The 13647-nt window shown below is 40.0% G+C and carries 12 protein-coding genes and 2 pseudogenes; 10 read left to right on the top strand and 4 right to left on the bottom strand.

Annotated features, from left to right (window positions below; genetic code table 11):
- Positions 1-191 precede the first annotated feature (191 nt).
- The 3 genes from hcpA to mnmG form a co-directional block, all read right to left on the bottom strand.
- Positions 192-944, bottom strand: a complete 753-nt coding sequence (hcpA, locus tag FIM44_RS03725) for a Sel1-like repeat protein HcpA (protein WP_140579135.1) — start codon at positions 942-944, stop codon at positions 192-194.
- A 485-nt stretch (positions 945-1429) separates the two neighbouring features.
- Positions 1430-2581 carry a succinyl-diaminopimelate desuccinylase gene (dapE, locus tag FIM44_RS03715; protein WP_140579134.1) on the bottom strand — a complete coding sequence of 384 codons (1152 nt, stop codon included), beginning with the start codon at positions 2579-2581 and terminating at the stop codon, positions 1430-1432.
- Between the two features lie 10 nt (positions 2582-2591).
- Positions 2592-4457 (bottom strand): tRNA uridine-5-carboxymethylaminomethyl(34) synthesis enzyme MnmG, encoded by a 1866-nt coding sequence (gene mnmG / locus FIM44_RS03710; protein ID WP_140579133.1) that lies wholly within the window; start codon positions 4455-4457, stop codon positions 2592-2594.
- A gap of 95 nt (positions 4458-4552) precedes the next feature.
- Here mnmG and FIM44_RS03705 point away from each other — a divergent pair, with 95 nt between their 5' ends.
- The 5 genes from FIM44_RS03705 to FIM44_RS03690 are packed head-to-tail and all read left to right on the top strand — an operon-like array spanning position 4553 to position 9350.
- The gene (locus tag FIM44_RS03705) at positions 4553-6211 is read left to right on the top strand and encodes an SLC13 family permease (protein ID WP_140579132.1); all 1659 of its coding nucleotides are present in this window, start codon (positions 4553-4555) and stop codon (positions 6209-6211) included.
- A gap of 12 nt (positions 6212-6223) precedes the next feature.
- The gene (locus tag FIM44_RS03700) at positions 6224-7024 is read left to right on the top strand and encodes a phosphatidate cytidylyltransferase (protein ID WP_140579131.1); all 801 of its coding nucleotides are present in this window, start codon (positions 6224-6226) and stop codon (positions 7022-7024) included.
- The gene (gene dxr / locus FIM44_RS03695) at positions 7025-8131 is read left to right on the top strand and encodes a 1-deoxy-D-xylulose-5-phosphate reductoisomerase (RefSeq protein ID WP_140579130.1); all 1107 of its coding nucleotides are present in this window, start codon (positions 7025-7027) and stop codon (positions 8129-8131) included.
- Positions 8132-8182: 51 nt separating this feature from the next.
- Positions 8183-8515 carry a beta-1,4-N-acetylgalactosaminyltransferase gene (locus FIM44_RS08475; protein WP_194148690.1) on the top strand — a complete coding sequence of 111 codons (333 nt, stop codon included), beginning with the start codon at positions 8183-8185 and terminating at the stop codon, positions 8513-8515.
- On the top strand, positions 8490-9350 hold the full coding sequence (locus FIM44_RS03690; RefSeq protein ID WP_194148689.1) for a beta-1,4-N-acetylgalactosamyltransferase: 861 nt from the start codon (positions 8490-8492) through the stop codon (positions 9348-9350). Before FIM44_RS08475 ends, FIM44_RS03690 begins: the two co-directional genes overlap by 26 nt.
- Before the next feature lie 15 nt (positions 9351-9365).
- Here the strand turns inward: FIM44_RS03690 and FIM44_RS03685 are convergent.
- A pseudogene (locus FIM44_RS03685) lies at positions 9366-9997 on the bottom strand (YbhB/YbcL family Raf kinase inhibitor-like protein).
- Between the two features lie 65 nt (positions 9998-10062).
- On the opposite strand from FIM44_RS03685, the gene FIM44_RS03680 reads away from it, so the two are divergent.
- The 5 genes and pseudogenes from FIM44_RS03680 to FIM44_RS03660 form a co-directional block, all read left to right on the top strand.
- Positions 10063-10524, top strand: a complete 462-nt coding sequence (locus FIM44_RS03680; protein ID WP_194148688.1) for a helix-turn-helix domain-containing protein — start codon at positions 10063-10065, stop codon at positions 10522-10524.
- A 171-nt stretch (positions 10525-10695) separates the two neighbouring features.
- The gene (locus FIM44_RS03675) at positions 10696-11859 is read left to right on the top strand and encodes a NifS family cysteine desulfurase (RefSeq protein WP_000941647.1); all 1164 of its coding nucleotides are present in this window, start codon (positions 10696-10698) and stop codon (positions 11857-11859) included.
- Positions 11860-11880: 21 nt separating this feature from the next.
- Positions 11881-12861 carry an iron-sulfur cluster assembly scaffold protein gene (locus FIM44_RS03670; RefSeq protein ID WP_140579127.1) on the top strand — a complete coding sequence of 327 codons (981 nt, stop codon included), beginning with the start codon at positions 11881-11883 and terminating at the stop codon, positions 12859-12861.
- 159 nt (positions 12862-13020) lie between these two features.
- The gene (locus FIM44_RS03665) at positions 13021-13254 is read left to right on the top strand and encodes a ribbon-helix-helix domain-containing protein (RefSeq protein WP_000415825.1); all 234 of its coding nucleotides are present in this window, start codon (positions 13021-13023) and stop codon (positions 13252-13254) included.
- Positions 13255-13364: 110 nt separating this feature from the next.
- A pseudogene (locus FIM44_RS03660) lies at positions 13365-13647 on the top strand (DNA repair protein RadA); the annotation flags it as partial.

Raw genomic sequence — 13647 nt, 5'->3', positions numbered from 1 at the left:
CCTTTTTAAGGGTTTGAAAACTGCTTAAACCCTTAAAATACCAATCTCAAAACGGCGTTTGGAATGAATGGGTGCGATAAACGCTTTTTATGATCATTAAAAATGATTATTCTGTAGGGTTTATGTTTTCCTTAAAATATAAAAAGCGTAAAAACCAACTAAACGCAGCCTTTAGCTTAACTTCATTAAAACTAAAGTTCTATTTTTAATTCCTTGAGAGCGTCGCATGCTTCTTTAACGCTTGATTTGCAGCCTTTTTTAAAGTTTTCTACCGCTTGCTTTTCGTCCTTTGCTGTGCCTTGGGCGTTGTATTGCATAACCCCTAAATTATAACACCCCCTACCATCTTTCAATTCGCATGCTTTAGAATAACGAACGATAGCCTCCTTAAAATTTTTTGCTACACCATACATGTATCCTGCATTAATACACCCTGGGCTGTCTTTTAAATCGCAAGCTTTTTCATACAAATCAAGAGCCTTTCTTAAATCCTTAGGCGTGCCTACGCCATAATGGTGTAGGCTTCCTAAGACCGTACACCCTTCAGCATGGTTTAATTCACAAGATTTAGAGTAATATTGTGAGGCTTTTTTGGCGTCTTTAGAAACGCCTTGTCCGTTATAGTATAAATTGCCTAGTAGGCGGCACCCATAACCATCATTTAATTCACAACCTTTAGTGTAAAATTGAATGGCTTTTTTCAAGTCTTTTCCCACTCCTTTCCCTTCTTCATAGAACGCCCCTAAAAAAACACACCCAAAACCATTTTTTAACTCACAAGCTTTTTCAAAATGCGTTTTAGCTTGAGCGAAATCTTGCTTCTTCGTGCTCTCTATGCCTAAATTAACAAGCTCTTTAGCGTCTGGCTCTGCCATTAACTCTCTTAAACACAACGCACCCAAACAAAAGACCCCAAAAAGGGTTTTTTTAACGCTTCCTAGCATGATAATCTCCTATAAAAAAATGTAATCCTTTAATAATTATAATCAAATATTGACGATTAAAGCCTTATTGAATGCCATTTTATGGTGAAATAAAAAGATGATTGAGAATCACTTCTCTTTTAATAAGCACATTCCAACGCTTGAGTTGGATTGCCATGCGATAGGGGATATTAGTGAGAAGCTGTATTAAAAGAGTTTGTTTTAAAAAGTTGATCGAGCCACCCCTTTAAGAGTGGCTTGGTAAAAGCCCTTAAGGATTTTAATTTTTAACACAACAGGAACATTAACATTAAAAACTGCAAAAAACAAAAAAGGGCTAAGAGATTATAGCAAGCTTTGGTTACTTTGTCAAGCATGACCCCACTCTTATAAGGCTATAATAAATGGATACTAGCATGTAAAGCTTGAGTTGGTTTGGTGGTTTTTGCCAGCGAAAAAAGCGTTGGTATTAAAAATAAAACCCTTACGCCAAAACCATTCCCCATTCATTTCTCGCTTAAATCCTCTAAAACCCCCAAAAACACCTTTTCTAAAAGCTCTAATTCCTTCAAGCTCACCCTTTCATCAATGGCATGGATCCTGTCATTAATCGCGCCAAATTCCACCACTTCTATGCCGTGAGCGCTAAAAAATCGCGCATCGCTCGTGCCGCCTTTGGTGTTTAAAAGGGGGGTGGTGTGGCATGTTTTTAAAATATTTTCTTTTAAAACGCTGGTAAGTTTTGAATGAGAAGCCGTGATGAAAGGCGAACTGCTTGACTCTAATTCTAAAGTGTGAGGCACGCTTTTTAAAACTTTTTCTAAATATTCTTTCAAGCTCTCTTTGGTGGTTTTTAAAGAATGGCGTGCATTAAAGATGATTTCTACGCTTGCGGGTGTAACGTTATTCGCCCCTAATCCTGCATGCAAGTTGGTGATAACCAATTTTGAAGGGTCAAAATACTCATCGCCATCGTCTAAATTAACTCCTGAAATCAAGGGCAAAACAGAAGCGAGCGCATCAATGGGGTTTTGGCATTTTTTTGGGTAAGCCGCATGCCCTTGAACGCCTTTTAAAATGAGTTTGCCATTAATAGAGCCTCTTCGGCCAATTTTGATGCTATCGCCTAGGACTTTTTCGCAAGTGGGTTCAGCCACAAGTGCCATATGGGGCAATAAATCTTTTTCTTTGAGTTTTTCTAACATGAGTTTTGTGCCAAAAATCCCTGGCCCTTCTTCATCGCTTGTGAGTAAAATAGAAAGCAAAAAAGGGGTTTTAGGGTTAAAATTTAAACTCGCGCTCAAAAACGCCCCCACGCCTCCTTTCATGTCTTGCGCCCCACGGCCGTATAAAAACCCCTCTTTAATAACGGGTTTAAAGGGATCGCTTTGCCAATTATCTCCAGGAGGCACGACATCAACATGCCCTGCAAAAGAAAAGTGCAAGGGTTTAACATTTTCTTCTGCATGCTTTCCTTTTATATGCTCTTTGGAAGGGTTAAAAATGCGGTATAAAAAAAGGTTTTTCACGCCGTTTTCTCCACACTCTAGAGTTTTAAAAGTAGGAAAAAGCGATTTAATGTATTCAAAAATACCGCATTCTTTGGGTGTAATGGTGGGGTAGCTGATGAGCTTTTGGGTGATTTCTAAAGCGTCCATTAAAAATCCTTTAAGAGTTTTTCCGCAAATGGATGTATAAATGCAAAACATCTAAATTCGCCGGGGTGATCCCGCTGATTTCTGAGGCTTCAAAAAGGCTTTTGGGGCGGAATTTTTCTAACTTTTCTACCGCTTCTAAGCTTAAGCCTGGAATGCCTTTAAACACAAAATTTTTAGGGATAGAAACTTTGAGCATGCTGTCCATTTTAGCGATATTTTCGTGTTGCTTTTCAATATAAATATTATATTTGCATTCAATTTTAATCTGCTCTAAAACCCGCTCACTCAAGGGGGCTAAAAAGCTGAAAAAGGAGCGCATTTTTTCTATATTAAAACTATCGCGTGCTAAAAGGCTAATGCCATCAACCTTGTCATTGATAGGGTTTTCGTCTAATTCGTTCAAGCGTTTTAACACTTCTTTGCTAGGGGTAAGGACGCATTCTTTAAGGCGTTTGAGATTGTCTTGTATCTCTTGTTGGTCTTTTTTTAATTCCTTATAAAAATCCTGTTCCATAAGCCCTAAACGATAGGCATGTTCGCCTAACCTAAAAAGCGTGTTGTCCTCTCTTAAAAGCAAGCGGTATTCGGCTCGGCTGGTAAACATTCTGTAAGGCTCATTCGTGCCTTTAGTAACCAAATCATCAATCAAAACGCCGATGTAAGCTTCATTGCGCTTTAAAATAAAGGGGTCTTGATTCTTTAAAGCTAATACCGCATTAATCCCAGCCATAAGCCCTTGAGCTGCCGCTTCTTCATAGCCGGTAGTCCCATTGATTTGCCCGGCCAAATAAAGCCCCTTGATTTTTTTGGTTTCTAAAGTGTGGGTCAATTCCGTGGGCTGGATAAAATCATACTCTATCGCATAGCCATAGCGCGTGATGAGAGCGTTTTCTAAGCCTTTGATAGAGTGGATGACCTTTTCTTGCACATCTAGGGGTAAAGAGGTGCTTAAGCCGTTGATATAATATTCGCTTTTGTGAATGGTTTGAGGCTCTAAAAACAGCTGGTGGCGTTCTTTTTCGCTGAATCGGTTGATCTTATCTTCAATGCTAGGGCAATACCTTGGGCCTATGCCTTCAATTTGACCGCTAAATAGGGGGGCTCGGTGGAAATTATCCCTAATGATTTGGTGGGTAATAGGGTTGGTGTAAGTGATAAAACATGAGAGTTGGGTGGGGTTAAAATCTTTGGTTTTATAGCTAAAATAGGGAGGGTTTGTGTCCCCAAAATGCTCTTCTAAGCCTTCAAAATCAATGCTATTGCCTGCCACTCTTGGGCAAGTGCCGGTTTTTAACCTTTCCACCTTAAAGCCAAGCTCCCTTAAATTCAAGGCTAAAGAATTAGAAGCGTTTTCCCCAAAGCGCCCGTTTTGGTTTTGGTGCGTGCCAATATGCACCACCCCTTTTAAAAAAGTGCCTGTGGTGATGATCACTTTTTTAGCTTTATAAGTGTTGTTAATGTTTGTGGTTACGCCCACTACCTCATCATTTTCAATGATTAAACTTTCAGTCATTTCTTGAGAGACGCTCAAATTAGGGGTGTTTAAAACAAGATTCCTTGCAAAAATGCGGTAAGTATCCATATCAATTTGCGCTCTAGTCCCTCTAACTGCTGGCCCTTTAGAAGCGTTTAACACACGATATTGCAAACCGCTATTATCCGTAATAATCCCCATAGCCCCCCCTAAAACATCCACTTCTTTAGTCAAATGCCCTTTACCCAAGCCTCCAATCGCCGGGTTACAGCTCGCCAAACCGATCGTGTCTATGAGCATGGTGATTAGATGCACTCTAGCCCCCATTTTGGCTGCAATCAAGCTCGCTTCAATGCCTGCATGCCCCCCACCAATCACTAAAATATCACTTTCTTTTACCACTCTTTTTCCTATTTTAATATGATTTTTCTAAAATCTTAGTTTTAAATGAGTTTTATTGTAGCATGGAGGTTAGTAATTTTAAAGGGTAAAATAAAATGGAAAATCATTCGCATGCCAATACGCATACAGATACGCGCACCGATGATAAAAGCACTAAGATCGTGCGCTTGTTAGGGTTAATAGGAGGGGTGTCAATCGCGCTCATTATCTATTACGCTTTAAACGCTCAACTGCCTCATATTGTAGAAGAAATCCCCAAGCTTAATTCCTTAAATTATAAGGCGATGCCTGTTGTGGCTGGGGTGGCTGTTTTAATGGGGGTATGGTGGATGACTGAAGCCATTGACTTGCCTGCAACCGCGCTTTTACCTTTGGTGCTTTTTAGCGTCTTTAGCGTGGATCAATTCGCTAATATCAGCTCTTCTTACGCATCGCCGATTATCTTTCTTTTTATGGGAGGGTTTATTTTAGCTTTAAGCATGCAAAAATGGAACTTGCACACGCGCATCGCTTTAAGCATTATTTTATTAGTAGGCACAAGCCCTAGGAGGTTGATTTTAGGTTTCATGATAGCTACAGGCTTTCTGTCTATGTGGGTGAGTAATACCGCAACGGCGGTGATGATGCTCCCTATTGGCATGAGCGTTTTGCAATTAGTCGCTAAACTTGTGGGCAAAGAAAACGCCTCTAATTCATGGCATCAAAAAGAAGAAATCACCAAAGCGCATGGGGGTATTATGGGAAATATCGTGCATAAGGGCAAAGATATTACCCAAGTCATTCAAGAAAAGACCATCATTTATCGCACGAATTTCAGTATTTGCTTGATGCTTGGCATCGCTTATGCGGCTTCTATTGGCTCTTTAGGCACTCTTATTGGCACGCCGCCTAACGCTTTATTAGCCGGCTATATGAAAACCGCTTTCAATATTGAAATTGATTTCGCTCAGTGGATGGTGTTTGGGACGCCGTTAGCTTTCATCATGCTCATTTTAGCGTGGCTCTTGCTCACTTATGTGATCTTCCCTTTAAAGATTAAAGAAATCCCAGGGGGTAAGGAAGTCATTAGGGTAGAGTTAAAAAAATTAGGCCGTTTGAGTCAGGCGGAAATCTCTGTGGGCGTTATTTTTATCTTGGCGTCTTTAGGGTGGATTTTTTTAGATACGATTTTAAAATCTTGGGGTGTTAAGATAGATAAAATTGATTCAGTGATCGCTATGGGGGTTTCTGTGCTTTTATTCATTTTGCCCGCTAATAATCAGGGCGATAGGCTCATTGATTGGGACACTACCAAAAAACTCCCTTGGGATGTGTTGCTTTTATTTGGTGGCGGGTTAGCCTTGAGCGCGCAATTTTCTAAAACCGGGTTGAGTTTGTGGATCGGGCATTTAGTCTCTGGCTTTTCGCATTTACCGATTTTATTCATCATTGTCATGGTCACTTTAATGGTCATTTTCTTAACCGAAATCACTTCTAACACCGCCACTGCTGCGGCGTTTTTACCGGTGATTGGGGGAGTGGCGATGGGCATGGGTTATGAAAACCATCAGAGCTTGTTATTGACCATTCCTGTAGCCTTGAGCGCGACTTGCGCGTTCATGCTCCCTGTAGCCACCCCACCCAATGCGATAGCTTATGGCTCTGGGTATGTTAAAATAACGGATATGATTAAAGCCGGTTTGTGGCTTAATTTGGTAGGGGTTGTTTTGATTAGCGCGTTCAGCTATTGTTTAGTTCCGCTGGTATTTAATTGATTAAGGAAAAAAGTGAAAGAAGAGTTATTTAAAGAAAAGTCTCGTTACATTACAGGGTTTGTTTTAATCGTTGCGGCAGGTTTTATTTTGTATGCGGACAATTTGTTGTTGTTTTGGGCGGTTTTAGGGGGGATTTATCTAGTAGGGTTTTCTGAAGCGTTAAGACTATTCCAAGTTAAAGCGAGTTTTAGCCTGTATCTTATTTTAGTGTTGTCATGGGTAGCGGCGTATTTTAACGGGCACCCTATAGAATGCGCTCTTATCAGTGCCATGGTCATGGCTAGCATCATCGCTTATCAAAAAGCACACCATAGCGAAGCCATTTTACCCTTTTTATACCCGGGCGTTGGGTTTTTTGCGCTTTTTGGGGTTTATAAGGATTTTGGTGCGGTAGCGATCATTTGGCTTTTAGTCGTGGTGGTTGCAAGCGATGTGGGGGCGTTTTTTGGAGGCAAGCTTTTAGGCAAAATCTCTTTCACACCCACTTCGCCGAATAAAACCTTAGAGGGTGCGTTGATTGGCGTTGTTTTGGCGAGCGTTTTAGGATCGTTTGTGGGCATGGGGAAATTGAGCGGAGGCTTTCTTATGGCGCTTCTATTTAGTTTTTTAATCGCTCTTATGGCGGTGTTTGGGGATTTGTATGAAAGCTATTTGAAAAGAAAGGCCGGGATCAAAGATAGCGGTAAGATTTTACCTGGGCATGGGGGCGTTTTAGATAGATTGGATTCCATGCTTTTTGGGGCTTTAGGCTTGCATGCGTTGTTGTATTTTTTAGAAGTTTGGAAAGAAACGGCGGTGTTTTTAGGGGATTGAATGGTTGTTTTAGGAAGCACCGGCTCTATTGGGAAAAACGCCTTAAAAATCGCAAAAAAATTTGGTGTAGAAATAGAAGCCTTAAGCTGTGGGAAAAATATCGCTTTAATCAATGAGCAAATCCAAGTTTTCAAACCCAAAAAAGTAGCGATTTTAGATCCTAACGATTTGAATAATTTAGAGCCTTTGGGTGCGAAAGTGTTTGTAGGGTTAGAGGGCATTGATGCGATGATAGAAGAGTGCGTTTCCAATTTAGTCCTTAACGCTATTGTGGGTGTGGCAGGATTGAAAGCGAGCTTTAAAAGCTTACAAAGGAACAAAAAACTAGCCCTAGCGAATAAAGAAAGCTTAGTGAGCGCGGGGCATTTATTAGACATTTCCAAAATCACGCCCATTGATAGCGAGCATTTTGGTTTGTGGGCGTTGTTGCAAAACAAGACTTTAAAGCCTAAATCTTTAATCATTAGCGCGAGTGGGGGGGCTTTCAGGGACACGCCTTTAGAACTCATTCCTATTCAAAACGCGCAAAACGCGCTCAAGCACCCTAACTGGAGCATGGGATCTAAAATCACCATTGATTCAGCGAGCATGGTCAATAAGCTTTTTGAAATTTTAGAAACTTATTGGCTTTTTGGGGCGTCTTTAAAGATTGATGCGCTGATTGAAAGAAGCTCTATCGTGCATGCTTTGGTGGAGTTTGAAGACAACTCTGTCATCGCGCATTTAGCGAGCGCGGACATGAAACTACCCATAAGCTATGCCATTAACCCTAAATTAGCTTCCTTGAACGCTTCCATTAAGCCCTTAGATTTATACGCCTTAAGCGCGATTAAATTTGAACCCATTAGCATGGAGCGCTACACTTTGTGGCGTTATAAAGACTTGTTGTTGGAAAACCCAAAGCTTGGCGTGGTGCTGAATGCGAGCAATGAAGTGGCGATGAAGAAGTTTTTAAATCAAGAAATCGCCTTTGGTGGCTTTATTCAAATCATTTCTCAAGCCTTAGAATTGTACGCTAAAAAATCTTTCAAGCTCTCTACTTTAGATGAAGTGCTAGAATTAGACAAAGAAGTTAGGGAGCGTTTTGGAAGTGTAGCGAGAGTGTAGTATAATAAGATTTCGCTTTTTAATAGCGTTTTATTTCAATTAGGAGTTTTTATGGGGTTAAAAAATAAAATCAAGGGTTTTGTTAAAGAGAGAATGCCTTTTGTAATGAGGTGCGTTCGTGGTTTAAAAGAGGCAAAAAACACCCATGAAAACGCCCATGATAGGGACGCTTATTGTGGAATCAATCATGAAATTAAGGAAATGTTAGAGGCTAAAAAACTTCGTTCTCTTCAAGAAGAAGCTTTATTCAACCATGATTATCAAGAAAGCGTGTTTTTAGCTATCGCTTCTTTAAATAATGAAAGCTTCATGGAACGCAATAGGAGTATTTATAAAAATAGTTCTCTTAATTATAATTATGGGGGGGGGTCATTTAGAAGATAGGGTTATCCATCCCACTTTAACTCTACCCAATCCCACGCATTCAGGTTATTTTGACTACGATAAAAAAAGTCAAAACCCTAAAAGCCCTCTAAACCCATGGGCTTTTATTAGAGTCAAAAATGAAATCGTTACTTTAGAAGAGAGTTTGTTTTCTATGCTTCCTGCCATTCAAAGGGGGGTCATTGGTTTTAATGATTGCGATGATGGCTCTAAAGAAGTGATTTTAGAGTTTTGTCAAAAGTTCCCCTCATTTATCCCTATCAGCTATCCTTATGAAGTCATACTAAAGGATTGCCCGAGTTTGTGGCACCAACTTTATCATTACTATAATTATACGCTTTCTTTTATCCCTAAAAATGAGTGGGTAGTAAAAATTGATGTTGATCATATCTATGACGCTAAAAAGCTTTATGAAAGTTTTTATATCCCTAAGAGCATTAAAGAGGTTGTGATGTATTCGCGCATTAATTTTGTGGTGCAAGATTTTGAAGTGTTTGTTCGTAATGATGGGGATTTTGGTTTTTTAGACGCATGGGGGGATCATTGGTTATTGTATAACGATTGCGAGCCTTTTGAAATTTGGCGCTACAATGATGAAAGTTATGAAGTCCTAAAGCTTAAAGACAAACACCATATTAGAGATAAGGAAATGGTGCAATGGCACTTCCCTTTAGCTAAAAAGAGACGAAACGCTATCGTTTATGACGATTTGATCCCTTTACAAGAATTTAAAAAGCACCATGCCGACTTGATAGGCACAAGGATTGAAGAAAGCATGCTAGATGAAAAGAGGATTTTAGAGATGTATCAAAAATTCAATTTAGCGGAAAGATAGCTGCAAGCATGCAGCCTATTTCCTTACAAACTGCTTGTATAAAAATTCCTTTCTCCCTATGGCGATGATATGGTTGCGCATTTTATCATGCAAATCGCCTAAGAAAAAAGGGGCTTTTAATTCAAGTTTAGGAATGTCTAAGGCATACACTTGAATCAAGTAATGGTGATCGCCATTAGGGGGCATGGGACCGATATAGACGCTGTTAATGAGATTGGAGCGTTGTTTTTCGCTTTCATTAAGAGGAGAACGGATAAAGCCTTGAGTGAGCGAATTGACCCCTTGAGTAATCCTTTTATCCATCATGGAAGCGTTTTCTTCTAAAACATTATGAGCAATATTGCCTACGACCCAATGGACAAACGACATGCCGCACACTTTTTGAGCGTCATGATCGATGAGTTCTAACGCATAGCTTTGAGCGCCTTCTACTTTTTGCCATGAGATTTTAGGCGAATAAGTGGGTAAGCCGTTTGGATTGAGAAACGCTTTAGGAGCGTTACCGCCAAATTTAGCGTCCAAATACCCTTGCGAATCGGTTTGAATCATCACTTCAAAAGTTTTCATTTTAAGCCCTTTTTCTTTGAAATCGTTTTGCGTTTTCTTATTGTAGCATGATCATAAAAATACATCTTAATTTGGAGCATGATATTAGAATAATCATTTTTAATGATTAAATAGCTATTTATTTTTAGTGGTTAGTATTGAACGCATGGAAAGTAAAATAAATCGTTTGAGCACCAAGATAGACGCACTATTGGAACAGCAAAAAAGAGTGATTTCTTTACTAGAAACTTATTTGAGCGTTTATCCCGCCCAAGAGACTTCAAATAAGTTTTTTAAAAGCGTTAGTCAAGGGATGGAGTTAGCCCCAGAAATCGCACAAGAAGATGAAGAAAAACGCCTTTATGTGTTGCAATATTTAAGCCATGTGGATATTACTAAAAACAAGCAAGACTCCCAACTCAAAAAAGATTGTTTGGAATTTATCCAAAGGTTTAATATCCCAAAACCCATTATCGTTACCGCTCTTTATAACCTTAGGGGTATTAAACCCACTAAAAAAGAAGTAGCGAAACAATTGCAAAAACTCTATGTGTGGGAGAAGCGTTACCAACAAGGGGGGATAGATGCTTTAAAAGATAGGCGTGGGAGACCCCTTAAAAAACCTTAAGCGGGTTGGTAGCGGCTGTTGTTGGTTTTTAATGGGGGTATTCGCATTTCTCAAAATGTTTTCAAAAATTCATCTTATTTTAAGTTAAAATTAAGAAAATATCTTGTATTTAATCATAATTTAGACTTAGATAAGAAAATCTATGTAAAATTTTTGAGGAGAATATTAACTTTGTTACAACGAATTTATTTAGACAATAACGCTACAACTAGAATTGACCCTAAAGTCAAAGAGATCATGGATCCTTTTTTAAGGGATCATTATGGGAATCCTAGCTCGTTGCACCAGTTTGGCACAGAAACCCACCCAGCCATTGCAGAAGCGCTAGATAAGCTTTATAAAGGCATTAACGCTAGGGATATAGATGATGTGATCATCACTTCTTGCGCGACAGAAAGCAATAATTGGGTTTTAAAGGGCGTGTATTTTGATGAATGCTTGAAAAAAGGCAAAAACCATATTATAACCACGGTTGCAGAGCATCCGGCAGTGCGATCCACTTGCAATTTTTTAGAAAGCTTGGGGGTGGAAGTTACTTACTTGCCCATTAATGAGCATGGGAGTATCACCGCCGATCAAGTCAAAGAAGCGATCACAGAAAAAACCGCTTTAGTGAGCGTGATGTGGGCGAATAATGAAACCGGTCTCATTTTCCCTATTGAAGAAATTGGGGCTATCTGTAAAGAAAAGGGCGTGTTGTTCCATACCGATGCGGTGCAAGCGATTGGTAAAATCCCTGTAGATGTGTTGAAAGCGAATGCGGATTTTCTTTCTTTTAGCGCACACAAGTTTCATGGGCCTAAAGGCATTGGGGGGTTGTATATTAGAAGTGGGGTGGGATTAACCCCTCTTTTTCATGGCGGGGAGCATATGAATGGCAGGCGCAGCGGGACTTTGAATGTGCCTTATATTGTGGGCATGGGCGAAGCGATGAAATTAGCCGTAGAGCATTTAGACTATGAAAAAGAAGTGGTAGGGAAGTTGCGCGACAAACTAGAAGAAGCGCTTTTGAAAATCCCTGATGTGATGGTGGTGGGGGATCGAATCCATCGTGTGCCTAACACGACTTTAGTCAGCGTGAGAGGGATTGAAGGAGAGGCCATGCTGTGGGATTTGAACCGCTCTAATATCGCTGCTTCCACAGGGAGCGCGTGTGCGAGTGAGGATTTAGAGGCTAATCCTGTCATGGTAGCGATTGGAGCGAGTAAGGAATTAGCTCATACCGCTATCAGGCTTTCATTGAGCCGTTTTAACACGGAAGCTGAAATTGATAAAACGATTGAAGTTTTCTCTCAAGCGGCTATAAGATTGAGAAACATTTCAAGCTCTTATTAAAAAGAATATAAAGGAATCAAAATGGCAAAACATGATTTAGTGGGTTCGGTTCTCTGGGATGCGTATTCTAAAGAAGTTCAAAGGCGCATGGACAACCCTACGCATTTAGGGGTCATCACCGAGGAGCAGGCTAAAAATAAAAACGCTAAGCTCATTGTGGCGGATTATGGCGCAGAGGCATGCGGTGATGCGGTGAGGCTGTATTGGCTTGTAGATGAAAGCACGGATAGAATTATTGACGCGAAGTTTAAAAGCTTTGGTTGCGGGACGGCGATCGCAAGCTCAGACATGATGGTGGAGTTGTGTTTGAATAAAAGAGTCCAAGATGCGGTAAAAATCACGAACTTAGATGTGGAAAGAGGCTTAAGAGACGATCCGGACACGCCGGCTGTCCCTGGGCAAAAAATGCACTGCTCGGTGATGGCGTATGATGTGATCAAAAAAGCTGCCGGCATGTATTTAGGCAAAAACGCTGAAGATTTTGAAGAAGAAATCATCGTGTGCGAGTGTGCTAGGGTGAGTTTAGGCACGATTAAAGAAGTGATTAGGCTCAATGATTTAAAAAGCGTTGAAGAAATCACTAACTACACTAAAGCCGGTGCTTTTTGTAAAAGCTGTGTGAGGCCTGGAGGGCATGAAAAAAGGGATTATTACCTGGTGGATATTCTTAAAGAAGTGCGCGAAGAGATGGAAGCTGAAAAACTTAAAGCCACCGCTAATAAATCCCAAAATGGGGAATTGGCTTTCAGGGAAATGACTATGGTTCAAAAGATTAAAGCCGTGGATAAAGTCATTGATGAAAATATCCGCGCTATGCTTATGATGGACGGAGGGGATTTAGAAATTTTAGACATTAAAGAAAGCGATGATTACATTGATGTGTATATCCGCTACATGGGGGCATGCGATGGGTGCATGAGCGCGACTACCGGGACTTTATTTGCCATTGAAAACGCCTTGCAGGAATTATTGGATCGCAGTATCAGGGTGTTACCGATTTAATTTATTTTGATATTTTTAGGGGGTCAATGCCTTTTTCAAGCGAGTGCTAATAAACTTAAGATAAGGAATGATTAGTGCTTGTGGCATTATTCATTATACGCTACTTTTATGCTAATATGCTATTTTGAAGCGATTTGCGATGATGATTGAAGGAACTTGATGGAAAAGACAGAAAACACAGATGAAACTCACTTAAGGGGAACTAAAAATAAACTAGGACGCAAACCAAAAGCAGACGCTAATAAAAAAACTCGTGCTGTAAGCTTGTATTTTTCTGATGAGCAATACCAAAAACTAGAGAAAATGGCTAACGAAGAAGAAGAAAGCGTCGGATCTTATATCAAACGCTATATTTTGAAGGCTTTAAGAAAAATAGAACAAAATGGCCCTTGATAACTTTTTAACTTGTTTTTAGTCTAGCTTTATGAGTTTTGCTATAGAACAAAATCAAAAGTCCGTTTTTATCTAGTTTTTAGCTGTGTGATTTTAAAAAGAGTGGTATTTTGGCTAAAAAAACTTCTTTATTTGAGTGTCAGCATTGCGGTTTTACAAGCCCTAAGTGGCTAGGCAAGTGCGTTCAATGCAACGCATGGGAGAGTTTTATAGAATTGAACCAAGCCCAAAAGGAAGTTTTAAACACGCTTAAAAATCCGATCCCACAAGCGCAAAAAAGCGTTTCTATCGCTGAAATTGAGCATGAAGAAGTGGTGAAATTTTCTTCCACTCAAAGCGAGTTGGATATTGTTTTAGGTGGGGGGATCGCTAAAGGGGGGTTGTATTTAGTGG

Origin of the sequence: Helicobacter pylori (assembly GCF_006440215.1) — a bacterium.
Taxonomy (GTDB): Bacteria; Campylobacterota; Campylobacteria; order Campylobacterales; family Helicobacteraceae; genus Helicobacter; species Helicobacter pylori_CS.
Note: the sequence above shows the minus strand (reverse complement) of the source record. Positions and strands in the feature narration are given on the sequence as shown.